This window comes from Roseivirga pacifica (genome assembly GCF_900111145.1).
GTDB lineage: Bacteria > Bacteroidota > Bacteroidia > Cytophagales > Cyclobacteriaceae > Roseivirga > Roseivirga pacifica.
The window spans coordinates 1,317,261-1,336,628 of sequence record NZ_FOIR01000002.1; the positions used below are offsets into that span (position 1 = coordinate 1,317,261).

The following is a 19,368-nucleotide window of genomic DNA, read 5'->3' on the forward strand; positions in this document are numbered from 1 at the left end:
CAGCGTTTAGTAAATATTCCAAATCAACTTTAAGCTGCCACCGGCCTTTTCACCCATCCCATATTCAAAACCCAGCTTGGTGTTCCAACCTAGATCTACCCTGAGCTCTGCCCCGACAAAAACCTTCTTCCATTCACCATTGAAGGTATTGAGCCTTACAGCCGGACCAAGGTCGAAACAATCGTTTATCGGGAATACCATAGCAGCATACAGCCCTGCCCATCGGTTATCCATATAAGTTTCTGAGAAATCGTAGTCGCGGGTATGGAAGTAACTTAGATTGAAACGCTCGTTGACATTTACGCCTATACTAGCACCGATTAACATGCTGTTATCGTAATTAGCTACAGTTGGCGCCACCTGAAAAGAAACATTCTTAGGACTTTGATTTCTGTAGTAATAAGATTGTGAGAATGCCCAGTTCGCACATAACATTAGGGCTGCGGAAATAATTAGCTTTTTCATGATTTTAGTGTTTGATGAAGTTCTTTGTTCACATACCAAAGTTGCTCATGAAAAAGCTCGTATAGGTGAGGAGAACACGGCTATAAAAAAAGCGGCATTTCACACACAAAAACCAGTAAAAGTGCTAGTGGAAAGCAGTAGAAAATTCACCTAGTTGGCCAGTAGGTAATTAACCTATAACACTAGGTATTTGAGCAATAAGGAAAGCACCAAAAGCAGGAGACTCCAAAACAAAAAAAGCCCAACAGCACAGCCATTGGGTCTTCTACCAAGTGTTTAAACACTAAATATCATCGAACAGGCGCTTTTCCAGCGCCCATATTGCTAAGCCTGCCATATTTTTATGACCAGTTTTTTCAAGTAAGTTTCTTTTATGGGCTTCTACAGTTCTTACCGAAATGAAGAGTTTTTCGGCAATTTCCCCATTGGAAAACTCTTTAATAATTAAATGGAGTACTTCCTTTTCTCTTTTTGTAAGTGGAATATCGAGCGAAACAGCGCTTTTAGTTTGTTTACCGCCTCGCAAATGATCCATTATGGTATTGGTTACCTCAGGGCTGTAATAGTTTCTACCTTCATAAACCTCCAATATGGCTTTTACTATCTCTTCTTGCGAAGCTGACTTTAAAACGTAGCCATTAACACCATAATTGAGCATTTTCTTGATATGCTGTGTTTCACTGAGCATAGTAAGCGCGACTATCTTAACACTTAACCCTTCTTCTTTTAGCTGCTTTACTAATTCAATACCATCCATAGAGGGCATTACTATATCGGTAAGCAGCACATCAAAGTCAGCGCCTGCTTTAATCATATTAAGTGCTTCCTGACCATGGTTGGCCTGACCAACCACCGTAAAACGCCCATCATCTTCCAGATAAGAATCGATAGCGTCACGAATCATTTTATGATCATCAACTAAAAACACTTTAATTTCACTCATATCAATAATATTTCTTGAGAAAAGGGGAATTCAACCATTACGGTTGTACCATGCCCTGGTTGACTATCAATATACAAACTTGCTGATATATTTGAAGCCCTATTTTTCATACTAGCCAAACCAAAGCCGGAATCAGCATCTATTGTATTCACCTCACTAAAGCCTACACCATCATCTTCTACGGTAAGCTGAATGGTGTCTCCGGTTTTTAAATACTGTATAACCACAGAAGAAGCCTTAGCATGCTTTAAAATATTATTAGTAGCCTCTTGCACCATTTTATACAAATTATTCTCAATAGGTATTTTCAACCTATGCTCCCTCATGTTAGTTACAAACTCAAACTCTACATCCCCGCTCGCACTTAAGTCACTCACCAAGTCTTGCAACACAGGCACTAACCCAAAGTCTTCAATAGCCTTTGGCATTAACCTATGCGCTATCCCCCTAGAATCATTTAGCGACTTTTTGAGGTACTCCCAGCCAGTTTCCAGCTTAGCTTGCACGCGCTCACTCAAAACACCTTTCTCCCTCTTAACAAACTCCAAGTTGAGCGAGGCTATGGTAAGTGTTTGCTGCAAACTATCATGAATCTCTTTAGATATTCTTGCTTTTTCAGCATCCGAGGCCTCCATCATGGCATTAATTATACGCTCTTCGGACTTCACTCTTTCGGTTACATCATACACAAAGCCCTCCAAAATCACTCTTCCATTTTCTTGCCGAACAACCTTTCCCTTATTAAAGGTCCACATAACATCTCCCTTGCGCGTAACCATACGCATTGTTAAGGTAAATGAGGTTTTGTTGGCTACAATTTCCGCCAACTTTGCCCGCACGAGTTCATAGTCTTGCGGATGTACGATTTTCTTAAGGTAGTCTTTGGAGCATTTGCGCAAAATCTCCTCCTTCTTATAGCCAAACATCTCCTCATATGAGTCGCTAACGTAGCGCATTTTAACAGATGGTAACTCTAACCTAAACACCACCCCAGGCAAAGACTCTACAATATTTTGAAACTGCTCGGACTTCTCACGAATCAACAGCTGATTCAACTTTGTTTCTGTTATGTCTTGAGAAACACCAAGTACCACACCCTTCTTCCCTGCTTCTCTTATTAATTTGGCTCGTACAAATAGATAACGAATCTCCCCCAAAGTATTAACTATGCGATGTTCTTGCTCAAAGCTACCTTCTTTCCCAATCTCGAGCACTTTTCGTTCTACCTCTTCCCTATCCTCAGGGTACACATAAGCCAAAAATTCTTTCTTAGGAATTGTTCGCCCTTTGGTTAACCCAAAGATCTCGTACATCATATCGCTCCACCAAATCTCGTCTTTATCAAAGTCGTAGCGCCATGCACCTAGCCTCCCTACTTGCTGAGATTGCTCCAATACATCCAAGGCCTCTTCATGCGCTTGCTTAATCGCATTTTTTGTCAGAAGGGAATAGAACAGGTTCACATAATTAACAACAAGCTCTTTTTCCAGCTCGGTATAGTTACTCCCCTTATCGGTAATACTTATAAACCCACAAACCTTGGCATGCTCAAATATTGGCACGTACAACATGCGCTCATACTCACTATACCCTGTAGCCAACATATTTTGCAAGGCTACAGGCGCCTTTGCTTTATCGTTAATTATCCGAGGTTTGCTAAGCGCTTTAGGAAAAGATTTCAGTCCACCTCCTTTACCGTAAGCTCCTGTTCCGATTATTTCTAACTGACCATGATCAACATTGAGCACACGAATACTTGCAACCGGATCAGCATTTCGGTTTTCATAAAAGCCCACCTTTTTAGAGTTGGTCATTGACATTAGCTCTGTCATTCCTACCCTACAAAGTTCGTCATAACCCAAGTCGGCATATTCATAAAGCCTAATGCTAGACTCCATATAGCTTTTCATCTGCTGACCATTCGTTACATCTCGGAAAGTGCTTTCAACAAGCCATGGCTCTGCCTCATTGGTAATTAACCGCTTGTTGAACTCGAGGACCTTAGTATCACCTTTGTTAGTTTTTATTAAGACAAGACTCTCCTGTACCACACCATCCTTCATAAGCAAATCGTTGGAGCGAACAACCTCTTCTTGATCCACTATATAATCCTGAATCTTTACACCAACAGCATCCTCTGCACTATCAAAACCTAGGATATTAGCCCCGGCTGGATTTAACGAAAGCATGTTTCCATCAAAATCTCTGAGCATATAACCCTCTTGCATATTTTGGAAGATGTTTCGATACTCTTCTTCACTAGCTCTGAGGGCTTGCTGGGCAGCCTTTTCATCAGTAACATCTCGCACAAAAATCATAGCAACCGGCTCATTCTTTATCACCACAGTACTCAGGTGAATTTCGGCCTCGATTACCCCTGCTCCTCTGGTATGAAACTGCCAACCAAAATGCATAGAGTGCATCTCTTCCAAGTCATTCATGTACTGACCAAACAACTTAGCTGACTCACGACCATCGACCTGATACTTTGGAGAAAGCGAAACAGGCCTTTTACCAATAAACTCTTTCCGATCTAGCTTGAACAAATCCAGCATGGTAGCATTGCACTCTATAAACTTGCCCATTTTAAGCAAGCCAATGCCCACTACCGCATTATCGAAAATGGCCGAAAGTCGTTTTTCATTTTCAATAATCTCTTTAGTTCCTTCAAAGTTTCTAATCAGTAGCACTATGTTCTCCTGAATGGTCCGGAGCATATTAACCTCTATTCTATTAAAGGTTATTCTGTTTCCGTCTTCCGATTTGGTAGGAGCCGATACTTTTACACTCCCCACCACATTATTATCAATTTTAAGCTCCATGGTAATGGAATTCCTAAAACTGTGTGGCTTATTTTCATATACCTTTTTCTTATAGTCAATTCGTGCGAAAGTCTCTTTTTCGTTCTCAAAGCCAGAAGGTATGATCTGAACCACTTTTTCAAGCAACTCATCAAGCGTGGTGATATCTGTTTGGGTAAGGTGCGCTATTTTGTAAAGACAGGCCGCTTCGCGAACACGTGCATCAAGCTTCTTTACAAGGTCTTGATTTTCGACCCTAGCCCTCACCTTAGCATCCACATCGGTAGAAGTACCAATCCAATAAATTACTTCTTTATTTTTATCGAGTAATGGGTTAGCCGTTACCGTCAACCATTTATACTCTCCATCGCTATTTTTATGGCGCTCCGTTATCTCGTAACTCTTTTTGCCTTTAATCGCATCATTCCAAAGTCGTTCCGATTTTTCTCGATCATCTGGATGAATAATTCCATCCCAATCACCATTAACAACCTTGCTTACATCAGTACCATAGAAATCTCTACCCCTGCCATTTATGTACTTTATTTGCCCACGATTATCTGCAGTCCACAGAATATGGGGTAAAAATTCAGACTGGATTTTAAATCGCTCCTCACTTTCCGCCAATGCGAGGGCCGCCTTTTTCATTTCGGTAATGTTCCTTACCAAAGCTGTCACCCCTTCAAAAGGCCCTTCTGGTTTTAAAGGAGTTAGTCGGCAGTTAAACCACATCAACTGATCGTTTATCTCCAACTCATAATCAAAGCTCTGAATATCTCCGGTTTCTTTTAAGCCACCTACCGCTTTCACTAATTGGCTAGCAACCTCAGGAGGAAGCACTTGACTAACGCGTTTCCCGATAAACTCTGCCGGATCAGTCAACAATATGCTTTTATCTGACCCTACAAAAAACTCCTTAAACCTATTTTCGGCATCTATTACAAACAGGTGATCATCGAGAGAGGCAACAATAGCCCTTAGTTTTTCGGAAGACTGTTGCCTTTCCAGCTCCAAGAGCTTACGTTCTGTAACATCGTGTATTACACCATAAATCCTTGTAGGAGCACCATTCTTATCTCTAACAATCTTCCAGTTATCTTCAACATAAAGCAGCTTTCCAGAGCCAACCACTATTCTATAATCTGCCAGTTTTTGGTTCCGAGATTTCATAGCACCCTCCAACTCGGCCATTACTCGTGCTTTATCTTCGGCATGAATAAAACTCATCCAAGCATCAAAAGTAGGCTTATGCTTATCTGGGGTTGTTTGAAAAAGCCCATACAACTCTTCGCTCCACTCCCCAAACTCTTCTCCCACATTCCAATTCCATGCACCAAACCTAGCCACCCGTTGCACTTCGCGCAATTTTTCTACTGTGGACTGTAAAGCGGACTGAGACTCCTGCAGGGGCGTAATATCATGAAGCACACCCAGTAACCTGCAAGGCTTACCCGAATCATCAGCAAAACACTCCCAATAAGACTCTACAAACTTAACCTTCCCTTTTCCGGTGTACACCCTATGCTCGAGTCTTGCTTTTCCGGGCTTACTTTTAAGTCTCTCAAATTGCTCGGCCACATAGGTAGCATCCTCTTCGAAAACTACACTGCTAAAGCTGGGCAATCCCTCATCAACCGGGTACTCTAATAGGTCGTACAACTGCTCTGACCAGAAATATTCATCATCTTCGAAGTAGTACTCCCAGTACCCTAAACTCGATATGCGTTGAGCGGTCTCCAAGCGAGACTTTTGAGCAAGAATTTCTTCTTCCTGACGCCTTTTCTCCGTTACATCTTCTGAAGACAACAGGTAATAAATTACCTTACCTAATTCATCTTTAATACCACTCACTTTGGTTTTCATCCAAAGCTGAGTTCCATTCTTTCTTCTATTCCTGATTGTTTTCTTCCAAACCCCACCACTTGAAACCACACCAATGATTTCTTCAACCAACTCCTTAGCATTCTCCTCAGCAGTAAGCATTCTAACAGGGCTATTCACAATCTCCACCCTGCTATAGCCCATCAACTTTTCAAAGTACTTGTTGACATATAAAATTTCGCTCGCCCTGTTCGTTATGATTATGGCATTGGTAGACTGCTCTATTGCCAAAGACAGTTTTAGGAGTTCGTTCTTTTGCTCATCTAGTTTATTGTACAGTGCCCGTCTTTCGGCAGCACACAAAATACTTTTACTTATAGCATATGGTGTTAATTCTTGGGTAACCAAATAGTCTTGAGCTCCTAAACGAATGGCCTCATTTCCTTTATCGAAATTCTCCTCGTTAACTATTGCTATAATGTTCAAACTTGCGTTTAACGATTTAAGCTCGCTTATTCCGTGTACCCCCTCATTACACTGCTGTTCTACATTGAAAAAAACTACATCGAAAGATGCCGTTTCCATTGCGCGCTGTGCCATCTCCAACGAATCCACCTGAACATGTTCAAACTCCATTGAAACGATTTTATCGAGCGACACTGAAAAAGATTCAGCACTCTTTTGATCGCACTCAACATGTAACAAACGGATCAACTTCATATTAAATCACCAGTTAGAAATGGTTTGAAATTCTTAATTGGACTTTACCCATACACTAAAAACAAAAGGACAACAATCGATATTAATATAATGAGAAATTCTCTAGTTATTTTATGAAAAAGGCTTTCCCGTATGGAAAGCCTTTAAACCAAAACAATTTTCACACTGTAATACCTTAATCACCAATTGGAATTCAAGTAAAACCTTTATTCAAAGGTACTTACCCCAACAACTATTGAACACCGTTATTTACCAACTTACCTAAATAGGTGAAACACGTAGGTGATGATTTCCATCAGATTAACAATCTTTAACGGCATCTTTCCGTAAGGATTGATGAACGGACACCCAAAAGTTTAGTGGATGTTTATATTTGTGGGTTAGTAACCGAGAGAAATGACCTGGTTTAAAAGTTTAGGAAATACAGAAATCATCTTTATCGCGCTGTTTTTAGTAGCATATGCGGTATATATCATAAGACTGTTGCGTATATCTAAGCGACTGAACACCTCGTTTCGTCCGCTCTTCTTTAAGATATTCTTGCGCACAAGTGCCATTGTTTTAATGATCATCGCACTACTTGGGCCTTCTTTTGGCGAAACCACCAAGGAAGTAAAGTCCGAAGGCAAAGATATTTTTATTGCAGTAGACTTATCACAGTCTATGAATGCATTCGACATTGCGCCAACTAGGCTAGAGAAGGTAAAGTTTGAGCTCTCTAAAATAGTAGAGGCATTTAGTTCTGATAGAATTGGACTCATCATCTTCTCTTCAGAAGCATTTGTGCAATGCCCACTAACTTACGATCAAAGTGCTCTAAACCTTTTTATTAGCACGTTAAACACCAGCTTAGTACCAAATGCAGGTACAGATTTTGGCGCACCGCTAAATATTGCGCTTGAGAAAATGGAGCAAACCGAAGCGCCCGTAACCCAGCAAAAAGCACAGATAATTTTAATGGTAAGCGATGGCGAAGACTTTGGTGACGAAACTGATGAATCGGCCAAAAAAGTTGTGAAATCAGGGATTCAGCTATTCACACTTGGCGTTGGCACCGAAGCTGGCTCAAAAATTCGCCAAGCACGCGGGTTTAAGCGCGACAGAGAAGGCAATGAGGTGGTAACCAAACTAAACTCAAAATCGCTCAGAAAACTTGCTGTTGATACTGGTGGCAAGTATTTTGAAATAAACAAAGAGCAAAACGATGTAAGCCGATTGATCAGAGCGATTAATGAAGTAGAAGGCGAAGTGCGTGATGCACGCATGATCGATGCTTCGGCCAACAAGTTTTACTTTTTCCTATTGGGTGCCCTAATACTTTTGGCACTCGATGCGTTAATTAGAAGAAAGACACTAAGAATATGAAGTACTTACTAAGCATAGTATTACTTTTTGCAGGAATTAATACAGACCCGGTTACTAAAATTGCCAAGTCGAATAAATACAAGCGCTTAGCCGAAAACGCTTATGAAGAAGGCCATTATCATACGGCAGTAGAAAACTACAAGCTGTTGTTAGACTCTCTACAAGTTCCTGACGATAAAGCACGTCTAAACCTCGCCAATGCAGCCTACCTACTCTCTTACGATGGAGACAACATGGGTTTGCTTAGCGACATAACTTCAGGCAAAAAGAAAGTTCAAGACAGCGCTTCGCTGAACGCCATTAGTTCAGAGCTTGAGTTTTTCACCCTGGCCGATAATAGCTACAAAAAAGTAACAGAGTCAGCCAATAAGTCCATTGCCTCTATGGCGCATAATCAGCTGGGCATTATTGCTTACAAACGTGGAGAGCAGTCGCCAGACGAGAAAGAATCGTTTATGCAGTCTGCGCTATCTAACTTTAAGAACGCACTAATTAAGAACCCAGGCAACGAGCAAGCGCGCTACAACTATGAATTGTTGAAGAAGCTAAAGCAACAGCAAGATCAGCAGGAGCAACAAGACCAAAAACAGGATCAGAAACAAGACGAACAACAGCAGCAGGACCAGGAACAAAAAGACAAAGACCAAAAGCAAGATCAGAAAAACGAGCAACAGCAGGACGAACAACAGGAACAAGAGCAGCAGGAGCAGCAGCAAGAACAAGATCAGAAGGATCAAAAAGACAAAAACGAGCAGCAGCAAGATCCTGAGCAAGAGGAACAACCTAAAGAGGATGACCCTATGCAAAAGCTAATGGACAAGCTGAAGGAAATGAATATTCCGCTGGAAAAAGCCCAAATGATTCTGGAGGCCATGAAAAACAACGAGATCCAATACGTTCAGCAGAAAAAGCGCAAAGCTTCCAAGCCAAAAGAATCTGACAAACCAGATTGGTAGAAATGAAACGAAAGAGGGCTTTAGGAAACGATGTAAACAAACTCCTAAAGCCTTAGCCTTTTTTAACTTCAAAATTTATAACCACTCACATAATCTATTTCTGGTGCATACCCTTTTTCATCAGCAAAGAACTGCCACTCAACTGCTAATGAAAGCTTAATAAATACATGTTGATTAGAGATCAAATCTCATGCAATATCTTTGAGTGATTCTTATATCTTTGTACTTATCGGCAAGTAAAAAATCATCTCAACTTATGCAATTTACTTACTACGGACACTCTTCATTTTTAATTGAAACAATGGGCAAAAAGCTACTTTTCGACCCATTTATCAGCCCAAATGAAAAGGCAAAAGACATAGATATTTCGAGCATAAAGCCCGATTACATCTTGCTTAGCCACGGTCATGGCGACCACGTGGCCGATGTAGAAACCATTTACAACCAATCTGAAGCAACCATTATATCTACTTTCGAAGTAGCAAGTTGGTTTGGCAATAAAGGCTTAGAACGCAACCACCCTATGAATCACGGTGGCAGTTGGACTTTCGATTTTGGTACAGTAAAATTGGTAAATGCAGTACATTCAAGCTCAATGCCCGATGGTAGCTATGGCGGAAATCCGGCAGGCATTGTTGTTCAAAACGAAGAGGGATGCTTTTACTATGCGGGCGATACCGCTTTAACTAAAGACATGGAGTTGATTGGCGAAGAATTCGACTTAAACTTTGCGATCTTACCAGTTGGCGACAACTTTACCATGGGCGTAGCAGATGCCATGAAAGCCAGCAAAATGATTAAATGCGATAATATTATTGGTGTACACTTCGACACTTTTCCATATGTTGCCATAGACCACACAGAGGCTCAGGCCTTGGCTAAAGCAGCAAATACTCAACTAAAACTCCCTACCATAGGAGAATCACTTTCACTGTAACACATGGGCAAAATAATTGCAATAGCAAATCAAAAAGGTGGAGTTGGTAAAACAACAACCGCTATGAACCTAGCCGCCAGTTTGGCCGTGCTAGAATACAAAACACTTGTAGTGGATGCCGACCCGCAGGCAAATACAACCTCGGGCTTGGGGCACAACCCAAGAGAGGTAACCAATAGTATTTACGAATGTATGGTAGGTAAATGCACCATTGACGAGTGCTTGCTCGAAACGGACCTACCTTCCCTTACTCTGGTTCCTTCTCACATCAACTTAGTAGGTGCCGAAGTAGAAATGGTAAGCCTGAATAATCGTGAGGAGAAAATGCGCGAAGTACTCAATAGCGTGCAAGACAATTACGATTTTATTCTAATCGACTGTGCTCCTTCGCTAGGTTTAATTACTATTAACGCCCTAACAGCTTCAAATTCAGTAATCATTCCGGTTCAATGTGAATATTTTGCACTCGAAGGGCTCGGAAAATTGCTTAATACAATTACCATAATTCAAAAACGCTTAAATTCGGGGCTTGAAATTGAAGGGATACTACTAACAATGTATGACGTACGTCTGCGCTTGTCTAATCAGGTGGTAGAAGAAGTACACACGCACTTCAAAAACATGGTTTTTGAAACCATCATCCCTCGAAACGTAAAATTAAGTGAGTCGCCAAGTTTTGGTGCCCCAGTAATTGTACACGATGCAGAAAGTAAAGGAGCATTGGCGTACTTAAACTTGGCTAAAGAAATTGGCGACAAAGTAAAAGCATAAGAATACTATAGCATGGCAGCAGCAAAAACTCCAAAAAAGAAGAACGCATTAGGTAGAGGATTAGGAGCACTTTTGGAGGACTCTTCCCCATCATCGGAGAAAGAAAGCACTTTTTCAGGTGCTGCTGTTGGTTCTATAAATGAAATTCGCTTGGATCAAATCCAGGTAAACCCTTTTCAGCCACGTATTCACTTTGACAGAACAGCGCTTGAAGAACTTTCTGAATCCATTAAGGTTCAGGGAATCATTCAGCCGATTACTGTTCGAAAACTAAGCGAAAACGAATACCAGTTAATCTCAGGGGAAAGAAGGTTTCAGGCTTCAAAACTGGCGGGCTTAGAAACTATTCCCGCTTACATCCGCACAGCCGATGACCAGCAAATGCTGGAAATGGCGCTGATTGAAAACATTCAGCGTGAGAACCTTGATGCCATTGAAATTGCCTTGAGTTACCAGCGTTTGCTGGAAGAGTGTGACCTAAAGCAAGAGCAATTAGGTGAGCGCGTGGGTAAAAACCGTACTACGGTTAATAACTATTTGCGTTTGCTAAAGCTCCCTCCTGCTATTCAGGCTGGTATTCGCGATAAAAAGATTTCAATGGGGCATGCTCGTGCCATCATTAATATTGAAGATGTAGATAAGCAGCTGCACATTTACAACAAAGCTGTAAATGAGGAACTTTCTGTAAGAAAAGTAGAGCAATTGGTACGCGATTTGATGTCCAAGTCGACTGAAACGAAGGAAAAACCAGAACCAAAAGGCTCTAGCTCTCACCGCTCTTACGAGGTACAACAAGTAGAGCAAAAGCTATCTTCTCACTTCGGCACCAGAGTAGGCATAAAAACCGACTCGCAGTACCGTGGCGAGATCAAAATTCCGTTCGTTTCTACTGAAGACTTGAACAGAATTTTGGAGATTATCGATTTATAATGCGCTTTTTATTTTCTGCTATTTTACTAACTGCCCTTGCAACTACTGCTTGGGCTCAAACTGGTGACACCCTACAAACCAATAGAGGTTTTGTTGGTGGTGAAGTAGTAAAACCAAGCAAAAATCAAAAATACTACGATCCCAAAGTAGCCACTAAGCGCTCTGCGATCATCCCCGGCTGGGGGCAAATTTATAACGACAGTTGGTGGAAAGTACCCATTCTGTACGGTGGGTTTGGTGTAGCCGCTTATTACATAGACTTCAATAACGATTTATACCACGAATACTTAGACCTTTATAACGAAGAGATAGCAAAGGACGACCCTAACGAAGATTTTGTAAGGGTCTACAGCCGCAGGGCAGACACATGGCGCAAAAACCGCGACTTGGTGATACTGACAACTGTGGGCATTTATGCGCTGCAGATTATAGACGCATCGGTTGATGCGCACTTAAAAGGTTTTAATGTAGACGAAAACCTTGCACTGAACATAAAACCTAAAGTTGGCGTTATTAGCAACGGAACGCCATACATAGGTATGGGCATTACACTCCCAATAGGCAAATGAGAATATTACTTTTAGGATACGGCAAAATGGGTCAGTTGATCGATAAACTGGCCACTGAAGATGGACATACAATTGTGGGCAAAATCCACATTGACAACAGAGATGAGTTGAAAAGCATTACCCGCAACGAAGCTGATGTAGCCATTGACTTTAGCCAACCAAGTGCAGCCGTAGAAAATATAAAATGGTGTATTGACCAAGGAATACCTGTAGCAGTTGGCACTACTGGCTGGCTAGAGCAAAAAGAAGCGGTAGATAATTACTGTCTTAAAAATCATGGCACCTATTTGTACGCTTCTAACTTTAGTATTGGCGTAAACCTTTTCTTTAAGCTGAACGAGCAATTGGCCAAGCTAATGAACAGCCAAGAACAATACGCAGTTACCTCTAAAGAAATACATCATACCCAAAAACTTGACTCGCCAAGCGGTACATCTATTACCATTGCCGAAGGCATTATCAATAACTTAGGCAGAAAGACAAAATGGGTGAATAATGAAAGTGATAAAGCCGAAGAGCTAGAGATCATTTCAGAGCGCATTGACCCTACCCCAGGCACGCACCAAGTCACTTATTCTTCAACAGTCGATTCTATAGATATTACGCATACGGCCCACTCTCGCGAAGGCTTTGCCCGTGGCGCTATAGCAGTAGCACAGTGGCTTACACACCAAAAAGGTGTAAAGCAAATGAGCGATTTTATCGATCAGTAAAACGCAACTTCAACAAGAAATCACCAAAACCCACAGACAACTCTGTGGGTTTTGTGTTTTTAATAGATACTCATTATCATATAAAAATTAAACACACGGCATGCCCTATCCTATCCCCCCTAAAACCCTTTTTATTATTCTTGCGCTTTCCATTTGCAAGAACATCAATGCTCAGGAGAATAACTTTCAGCATTATCAAATCGACATTCATGGTAAGAGGCATGATTTCTTTGAGTTTATTGAACATGTGGAAATTATTCCTTTAGAAGAAACTGAACAATCATTACTAAGCCGGGTTGAAGCGTACTTCCCCACACCAAATGGCATTGGAATAATAGACAGAAAGAATAATCAGGTACAACTCTTTAACAAAGCTGGCAAGTACCTGAACACCATTAACAGGTTTGGAGAAGGCCCTGAAGAATACCGAAATTTGGTCGCATCTGTTTGGGTAGAAAATAATAAGATAAAACTATTCAGTAGTCTGTCTCGGTCAGTTCTAACTTTCAATTTACAGGGAACCTACCTTAAAACAACACCTGTAAATTATCCTGAAGAAATCTGGGGCGGAAGTTTAACTCCATACAATCACGGATATGTAGTTCAGATGTTAGATAGATCCAAAGCCAAAAGATCGAATTATGAACTAATGTTTCTAGATAAAAATCTCAAAGACTTGAGTTTTGCTTCACCTCGGCCTAACCCTCATCCCTTTCCCGTAAACATGGGAAATAGATTCAGTTACATCAACCAACAACTGATTTGGAAGAAACGGTTAAGCGATTCCATTTTCTTTATTAAAGAAAATAAGCCTATACCCTTGATGAGATTTGACTTTGGCGAAGATTGGACATGGAATAACCCTAATGCTAGATCGAAAATGAAATTAGCCTTCCACGAAATTTGGCGAGAAGAAGCTAAAGTATGGGAAGTTCTTTCTAAGGTAAATGAGCAATATGTTCTTACCACTTATAAATACACCGTTACCAAAGACGACAAAGGACTGATTGATAGAAAATCAGGTAAATTTTACCGTTTGGATACCCGAAAAGAAGACGGAGAGAATTTTAACCTATACTTTTTGGAATGGGAAAACGATAGACTCACAACATCTCTACAAGCCTATGATGTAGAAGAGTTTCTAGAAAACCTAGGTGAGGATCAATACAGCATTGCCGGTGGATTGAAGTACGAAGACTTTGCTTTTTCAGAAAACCCTGTCCTTCTGAGAATTAAGTTTAAAGTTCCCGACTAATCACCACTCAACCTCCTCTTTACCCAATTCTTTAAGGTAAGCATTAGCTTCGCTAAAGTGCTTGCTACCAAAAAAACCTCTATAAGCCGACAGCGGTGATGGGTGTGGCGATTTCAGCACCAAGTTTTCTTGCTTATTTACTATGCTAGCCTTTTTCTGGGCATAGCTTCCCCAGAGCATGTAAACCAACCCCTGCTTTTCGGTAGCTAGCTTTTGCACTACTGCATCGGTAAAGGTTTCCCAGCCCTTGTTTTGGTGCGAACCTGCTTGGTGCGCCCGCACGGTAAGCGTGGCATTAAGTAACAAAACGCCTTGTTCGGCCCAGCGATCGAGCGAACCATTTGGCGGCATATCCTTACCCAAATCCTCTTTTATTTCTTTGAAAATATTGACCAATGAAGGCGGAAAAGGCACTCCTTCATGCACGGAAAAACAAAGGCCATTGGCTTGGCCTGGCCCATGGTAAGGGTCTTGTCCAAGAATCACCACTTTTACCTTATCGAATGAACATTTATCAAAGGCACGAAAAATATCTTTACCCTTTGGATATATGGTATGCTTGCTATACTCACTTTTCACAAAGTCTGTCAAGGCATTGAAATAAGGCTTTTCGAACTCTTCCTTCAATACATTCTGCCAGCTTTCCTCAATTTTAACGGTCATTCAATTTTCGTTTTCAGGTCTAGTATATTTCAAACTAATCTATAACTTTAAATCACAGAAAAGAACCACTAGTGATAGTAACTGCCATTACCGCGGGAATTAAAGTCAGTGTAGAGACCAACTACCAACCGGAGTACTCAAGTCCGGCACAATATCACTATGTGTTTACCTACAAAATTACAATAGAAAACGATGGTGACTACACCATCAAACTACATCGTAGGCATTGGTTTATTCACGATGCAAACAACACTGTACGCGAAGTAGAAGGCGAAGGTGTGGTTGGCCAACAGCCGATACTCGAGCCGGGCGAAAAACACCAGTATGTTTCTGGCTGTAACCTACGTTCGGGCTATGGCAAAATGTACGGCACTTACCTTATGGAAAAAGTTGTAGATGGTAAGCAATTCGAGGTGGCCATACCAGAATTCACCATGGTTGTGCCTTACTTGTTTAATTGATTATTACCCCTATTACATTTCTAGGAGTTTTGATGATGGGTAGCGCCAGTTTTGGTGTCCTCACCAAAAACCTTCTGCTGAAGACATCCACAATCGTGATTTAATACTTTTCAACAAAAGTCCTTTTGCTCATGCTAGGTAATAACTGGCTAAGTGCTTTACTTCACACCTTATTCAAAAAACGCCTTGTTTCAATTACTAGCTTACATTAACTATTGGTTACGCCAAGTAGACGACCATTCGCTACACTCACCTTTTTTGTTCAGGTTCTACAATGAATTGATTAAGCAAGAACACAAAGTTGATGAGCAGATTGAGTCTTTAAGGGACAAGCTTAAGCAAAACACCGAATCAATCACCCTGCAGGATTTTGGTGCCGGGTCGCGCGTTTCAAACAGTAAAGAAAGAAACATAAGCCAAATTGCCAGGCATGCCAGTACACCCTCCAGCTTCTCGGTTTTCTTGCGCGAATTAATCGATTACATAAAACTGGAAACCGTGGTTGAACTCGGTACTTCGCTCGGATTAAACACGCTGTATCTCTCTGCTAACACAAGAACAAAGGTTTTCACCTTCGAAGGAGATCCATCAATAGCCAAGCTTGCTCAGCAAAATTTCGATGAGTGCAAGCGTAGTAATATTGAGCTCATCCAAGGGAATATTGATGATACTTATCAGGAAGTTTTACCTCGGATGGCCAGAATAGACTTAGCCTACTTGGATGCCAACCATCGCTACGAGCCAACACTAAAGTACTTTGACCTATCTCTGGAAAAGTGCCATGATAAATCCGTAATCGTTTTAGACGACATTCATTGGTCCAAAGAAATGCAACGCGCATGGGATGAACTAAGACAAAGACCTGAAGTTAGTCTATCGCTCGACCTTTTTGAAGCAGGCATACTCTTTCTGGACCCCGAGCTTCCAAACGAGCATTACATCCTAAAATTCTGACTTGGGAGTCAGCTTAATAAAAAGCTCATTACCGGCTCGTGGTGGAATTGAATTATGCGCCTCCTCCATTGTTTCAATATCAAAATAAGGATTGAAGAGCGTTTCATATTCATCTTTACTCCCTCCAAAAGGTGGTTCATTCTCATTTAGGGGAATATTGAACAGCAAGCCCACTAGCCTGCCCTTCGGCTTTAACAATCCAAGTATTTGCTGCACATAAGCCGGCCTAAACACAGGGTTCAGCGCACAGAAAAAAGTCTGTTCAAGTATTAAATCAAAAGCACCTTGGTAGGCAAAGAAATCGGCTTTAATCAGCTGTTCTGTTGGAAAATCAGGTACGCGTACCTTCAAATTACTCAATGGTTCGGCCGCCAAATCAACCACAGTCACGTTTATAAACCCATTGTTCCATAAATATTCGGCTTCGTAAGCATTGCCTGCCCCAGGAATTAATATGTGCAGACTCTTATCTTCGAGCTGATCAATATATTCCTTTAAAGGAGTAGATACATAGCCAATATCCCATCCGGTAGTTTCATTCAAATACCTACCCGACCAGAATTTCTCATCTAATTCGTTCATCATAAAGCGTTTTCCAAACGTTGAATAATTAGAAAAAGTTTTAGTACTTCGCCCCATATTCAATCTCGGCCACGTTATATTACTGGCTCAACTAAATTTTGAAATGACAGAGACGCCCGAAAATAAGAAAAGAGATCAAATCAGAATTATCTTAATCGTTGCCATTGTGGTGATTGCCCTAGGTGCCGGTGCCAAAATCTACATGGATTATACGGCCAAAGCAGCTTTGCAAACAGAGTATGAAGAAACAAAGCTCAGATTAGGCAATCAACTTGATAGCATTTCAACACAATTGAACGATCGCATTCTGGAAATCTCAAAATTGGGTGGGGACATTGACTCTTTGGTTGTGTTAAAAGACTCAATCACCTCTCAACGCGACCAATTACAAAGAACCAGAAGGGCCAACAAAGCGCTTATTCAGCGCCTCGACAGAAAAGTAACAGGCTACCAAGAATTGCTTGTTGCCAAAGATGAAGAAATAGCCGAATTGAAAGAGCTTAACACAAAACTGCTTTCAGAAAACAATGTATTGAAGGAAGAGCAGAATGAGTTGAATGCAACCATCAATAAAGCGGAGCAAAAGCAACAAGAATTGCAGCAACAAATTTCACTCGCAGCCAAATTGAAAGCCGAGAATATCAGCTTCTACAACATAAACAGCAGAGGCAAAGAACGTGAAGGCGATTTCCGTAGCCGACAAGCAGAAAAAGTAAAAGTCACCTTTAACCTAGCCGAAAACGATGTGGCGCCTGTCGCAGGTCATCAAATTATGATTCAGGTGATTGACCCGGCAGGCAACGTTATTTTTGATGTAGCAAGAGGCTCTGGTTCGTTCCAAATCGATGGAAAGGAGTTCTTCTACACCGCTATGCAAGAAATTGTGTTCGACAACTCTAAACAAGCCCTTAGCTTTGTTTACGACAAAGGCTCTGAATTCGAAAAAGGCGACCATAAAATCATCATCTGGTCCGACACCTACGAAATTGGCCGCACTAGCTTTAATGTAAAGTAGGCTAATTAGTCATTAGTTAACAGGTGAGTTCATTCAACCAACTTGTTAAACTTTGAACACAGAACCATGAACCACCCCTAATGCAAACGTTCGCATTTCAGATTGGATAGGAAAGCAGTAACTTCAAAGGCGTTAATTCATAACCCTACGAAATGCTCTCCTATCAGAAGAATTTAAGCCCATCGTTTTTTGCAACGTTGAGTTTACCAGCAACAGCCATGGGCTTTGCGTTATCCGTTCAAATTGCCGCCCTAAGCTGGATTCTCAACTCCAAATTTGGCTTTAATCTTAAAGAAATCGGCTTTGTGTGGTTGGCGGGTCCAGTCGCTGGTATACTTGGCCAAGTGATTATTGGACTAATAAGCGATAATGTCTGGTTTTGGGGCGGAAGAAGAAGACCCTTCATTTTAATAGGCGGTGTGATTGCTGCCCTCATGTTACTTGCCCTGCCAAATATTGGAGTTATAAGCGATGCCCTCGGGTTTGAAGAAGTAATTGGCGTAGCAATAGCAGTAGCCCTTTCTCTGGACCTGGCCATCAACATTAGCTTTAACCCTACCCGATCGCTAATTGCAGATGTTACTCCGGAAGGAACCATACGCACCAAGGGTTACACTTGGATGCAAACCATTTCTGGTTTTTTTGGTGTTGTGGCCTACCTTATTGGTGCTTTTGTAAGCAACTACACCCTTATTTATTTGGGAGCTATTCTCGTATTCATTTTCTCGGTATTCCCTACCCTATTCATAAGCGAACCAAAAAAATTAGACGAAACAGAAGAGGGGGAAGTAAAAGCAGGTAACACGGAAACGAACCTGCCCAAGTTTTTAAAAATCTGTTTTGCCCACGCCTTTACATGGGTTGGTGTACAAACCATGTTCATTTACACTTTCTCTTTTATAAAGGAAAACATTATGGGCTTTGGCACCACCGAAACGGTATCGCAAGCTCAAAACGATGAGATCGGATTCATCACAGGTATTTCATTCGCCATACTCAACACAGTTGGCTTTATACTGCCTGCCCTAGTTTTAGAACCTATTACTAAGAAAATCGGCAGGGTTAAAACCCACACCGTATGCATTGCCTTAATGGCCGTTGGTTATTTGCTCATTATCTTTTTCGGGCATAGTCAAACAGCACTTTTTGTACTAATGGCAGTTGTTGGTATTGGCTGGGCTGCTGTTGTAAGCCTGCCCTTCGCCATTATGTCTGAAACTGTAAACCAGCGAAAAATGGGTTTATTTATGGGGCTTTTCAACTTATCTGTAGTTATTCCCCAACTCATGTCATCTACCCTTGGCCGCTTTATAGATGCACAACCGAATAAGAATAGCATATTTATTATCAGTGCCGTATGTCTTGGTGTTTCAGCACTGCTCTGGACACTTGTGAAAGAAAGTAAATCAATCGAAAAGGAAATTATAGCCGAGAAGGCATAGCATTA

The 19,368-nt window shown here is 41.3% G+C and carries 17 protein-coding genes; 12 read left to right on the forward strand and 5 right to left on the reverse strand.

What is annotated here, in order from left to right; translation table 11 throughout:
- Positions 1–6: 6 nt before the first annotated feature.
- The 3 genes from BMW98_RS14510 to BMW98_RS14520 form a co-directional block, all read right to left on the reverse strand.
- Positions 7–465: a hypothetical protein gene (locus BMW98_RS14510; protein WP_090259303.1), complete on the reverse strand. Its 459-nt coding sequence runs from the start codon at positions 463–465 to the stop codon at positions 7–9.
- A gap of 283 nt (positions 466–748) precedes the next feature.
- On the reverse strand, positions 749–1,408 hold the full coding sequence (locus tag BMW98_RS14515; RefSeq protein ID WP_090259304.1) for a response regulator: 660 nt from the start codon (positions 1,406–1,408) through the stop codon (positions 749–751).
- Positions 1,405–6,666: a PAS domain S-box protein gene (locus BMW98_RS14520; protein WP_170836519.1), complete on the reverse strand. Its 5,262-nt coding sequence runs from the start codon at positions 6,664–6,666 to the stop codon at positions 1,405–1,407. The genes BMW98_RS14515 and BMW98_RS14520 overlap by 4 nt, the downstream gene beginning before the upstream one ends.
- A gap of 480 nt (positions 6,667–7,146) precedes the next feature.
- Between BMW98_RS14520 and BMW98_RS14525 the strand changes: the two genes are divergently transcribed.
- The 8 genes from BMW98_RS14525 to BMW98_RS14560 all read left to right on the forward strand — a co-directional run bounded on the left by BMW98_RS14525 (position 7,147) and on the right by BMW98_RS14560 (position 14,246).
- Complete coding sequence (locus tag BMW98_RS14525) at positions 7,147–8,115, forward strand: vWA domain-containing protein (protein ID WP_090259306.1); 969 nt, start codon at positions 7,147–7,149, stop codon at positions 8,113–8,115.
- On the forward strand, positions 8,112–9,071 hold the full coding sequence (locus tag BMW98_RS20345) for a hypothetical protein (protein ID WP_121505249.1): 960 nt from the start codon (positions 8,112–8,114) through the stop codon (positions 9,069–9,071). The genes BMW98_RS14525 and BMW98_RS20345 overlap by 4 nt, the downstream gene beginning before the upstream one ends.
- A 256-nt stretch (positions 9,072–9,327) precedes the next feature.
- Positions 9,328–10,008, forward strand: coding sequence for a metal-dependent hydrolase (locus BMW98_RS14535; protein ID WP_090259308.1), 681 nt, complete (start codon positions 9,328–9,330; stop codon positions 10,006–10,008).
- Positions 10,009–10,011: 3 nt separating this feature from the next.
- The gene (locus tag BMW98_RS14540; RefSeq protein ID WP_090259309.1) at positions 10,012–10,779 is read left to right on the forward strand and encodes a ParA family protein; all 768 of its coding nucleotides are present in this window, start codon (positions 10,012–10,014) and stop codon (positions 10,777–10,779) included.
- 12 nt (positions 10,780–10,791) lie between these two features.
- Positions 10,792–11,709, forward strand: coding sequence for a ParB/RepB/Spo0J family partition protein (locus BMW98_RS14545; RefSeq protein WP_090259310.1), 918 nt, complete (start codon positions 10,792–10,794; stop codon positions 11,707–11,709).
- Positions 11,709–12,278, forward strand: coding sequence for a DUF5683 domain-containing protein (locus BMW98_RS14550; RefSeq protein WP_090259311.1), 570 nt, complete (start codon positions 11,709–11,711; stop codon positions 12,276–12,278). Before BMW98_RS14545 ends, BMW98_RS14550 begins: the two co-directional genes overlap by 1 nt.
- A complete protein-coding gene (dapB, locus tag BMW98_RS14555) occupies positions 12,275–12,991 on the forward strand; it encodes a 4-hydroxy-tetrahydrodipicolinate reductase (RefSeq protein WP_090259312.1) in 717 nt (238 codons plus the stop codon). Before BMW98_RS14550 ends, dapB begins: the two co-directional genes overlap by 4 nt.
- A 100-nt stretch (positions 12,992–13,091) precedes the next feature.
- Positions 13,092–14,246, forward strand: coding sequence for a 6-bladed beta-propeller (locus BMW98_RS14560; protein ID WP_090259313.1), 1,155 nt, complete (start codon positions 13,092–13,094; stop codon positions 14,244–14,246).
- On the opposite strand, the gene ung is transcribed toward BMW98_RS14560, so the two are convergent.
- Positions 14,247–14,909, reverse strand: a complete 663-nt coding sequence (gene ung / locus BMW98_RS14565; protein WP_090259314.1) for a uracil-DNA glycosylase — start codon at positions 14,907–14,909, stop codon at positions 14,247–14,249.
- Positions 14,910–14,983: 74 nt separating this feature from the next.
- Here ung and apaG point away from each other — a divergent pair, with 74 nt between their 5' ends.
- Together apaG and BMW98_RS14575 are read left to right on the forward strand one after the other, a co-directional pair.
- Complete coding sequence (gene apaG / locus BMW98_RS14570) at positions 14,984–15,370, forward strand: Co2+/Mg2+ efflux protein ApaG (RefSeq protein ID WP_090259480.1); 387 nt, start codon at positions 14,984–14,986, stop codon at positions 15,368–15,370.
- A gap of 186 nt (positions 15,371–15,556) precedes the next feature.
- Complete coding sequence (locus BMW98_RS14575; RefSeq protein WP_162844718.1) at positions 15,557–16,324, forward strand: O-methyltransferase; 768 nt, start codon at positions 15,557–15,559, stop codon at positions 16,322–16,324.
- On the opposite strand, the gene BMW98_RS14580 is transcribed toward BMW98_RS14575, so the two are convergent.
- Positions 16,313–16,909, reverse strand: coding sequence for a methyltransferase domain-containing protein (locus BMW98_RS14580; RefSeq protein ID WP_245733601.1), 597 nt, complete (start codon positions 16,907–16,909; stop codon positions 16,313–16,315). The genes BMW98_RS14575 and BMW98_RS14580 overlap by 12 nt on opposite strands.
- 100 nt (positions 16,910–17,009) lie before the next feature.
- Here BMW98_RS14580 and BMW98_RS14585 point away from each other — a divergent pair, with 100 nt between their 5' ends.
- Both BMW98_RS14585 and BMW98_RS14590 read left to right on the forward strand, forming a co-directional pair.
- A complete protein-coding gene (locus tag BMW98_RS14585) occupies positions 17,010–17,921 on the forward strand; it encodes a hypothetical protein (RefSeq protein WP_090259316.1) in 912 nt (303 codons plus the stop codon).
- A 152-nt stretch (positions 17,922–18,073) separates the two neighbouring features.
- Positions 18,074–19,363, forward strand: coding sequence for an MFS transporter (locus BMW98_RS14590; RefSeq protein ID WP_090259317.1), 1,290 nt, complete (start codon positions 18,074–18,076; stop codon positions 19,361–19,363).
- Positions 19,364–19,368: the final 5 nt, after the last annotated feature.

What these genes read in the sequence shown, in the direction of transcription:
- BMW98_RS14510 (WP_090259303.1), bottom strand. Translation starts at nt 465, where the DNA reads ATGAAAAAGCTAATTATTTCCGCAGCCCTAATGTTATGTGCGAACTGG.
- BMW98_RS14515 (WP_090259304.1), bottom strand. Translation starts at nt 1,408, where the DNA reads ATGAGTGAAATTAAAGTGTTTTTAGTTGATGATCATAAAATGATTCGT.
- BMW98_RS14520 (WP_170836519.1), bottom strand. Translation starts at nt 6,666, where the DNA reads ATGGAGTTTGAACATGTTCAGGTGGATTCGTTGGAGATGGCACAGCGC.
- BMW98_RS14525 (WP_090259306.1), top strand. Translation starts at nt 7,147, where the DNA reads ATGACCTGGTTTAAAAGTTTAGGAAATACAGAAATCATCTTTATCGCG.
- BMW98_RS20345 (WP_121505249.1), top strand. Translation starts at nt 8,112, where the DNA reads ATGAAGTACTTACTAAGCATAGTATTACTTTTTGCAGGAATTAATACA.
- BMW98_RS14535 (WP_090259308.1), top strand. Translation starts at nt 9,328, where the DNA reads ATGCAATTTACTTACTACGGACACTCTTCATTTTTAATTGAAACAATG.
- BMW98_RS14540 (WP_090259309.1), top strand. Translation starts at nt 10,012, where the DNA reads ATGGGCAAAATAATTGCAATAGCAAATCAAAAAGGTGGAGTTGGTAAA.
- BMW98_RS14545 (WP_090259310.1), top strand. Translation starts at nt 10,792, where the DNA reads ATGGCAGCAGCAAAAACTCCAAAAAAGAAGAACGCATTAGGTAGAGGA.
- BMW98_RS14550 (WP_090259311.1), top strand. Translation starts at nt 11,709, where the DNA reads ATGCGCTTTTTATTTTCTGCTATTTTACTAACTGCCCTTGCAACTACT.
- dapB (WP_090259312.1), top strand. Translation starts at nt 12,275, where the DNA reads ATGAGAATATTACTTTTAGGATACGGCAAAATGGGTCAGTTGATCGAT.
- BMW98_RS14560 (WP_090259313.1), top strand. Translation starts at nt 13,092, where the DNA reads ATGCCCTATCCTATCCCCCCTAAAACCCTTTTTATTATTCTTGCGCTT.
- ung (WP_090259314.1), bottom strand. Translation starts at nt 14,909, where the DNA reads ATGACCGTTAAAATTGAGGAAAGCTGGCAGAATGTATTGAAGGAAGAG.
- BMW98_RS14580 (WP_245733601.1), bottom strand. Translation starts at nt 16,909, where the DNA reads ATGATGAACGAATTAGATGAGAAATTCTGGTCGGGTAGGTATTTGAAT.
- BMW98_RS14585 (WP_090259316.1), top strand. Translation starts at nt 17,010, where the DNA reads ATGACAGAGACGCCCGAAAATAAGAAAAGAGATCAAATCAGAATTATC.
- BMW98_RS14590 (WP_090259317.1), top strand. Translation starts at nt 18,074, where the DNA reads ATGCTCTCCTATCAGAAGAATTTAAGCCCATCGTTTTTTGCAACGTTG.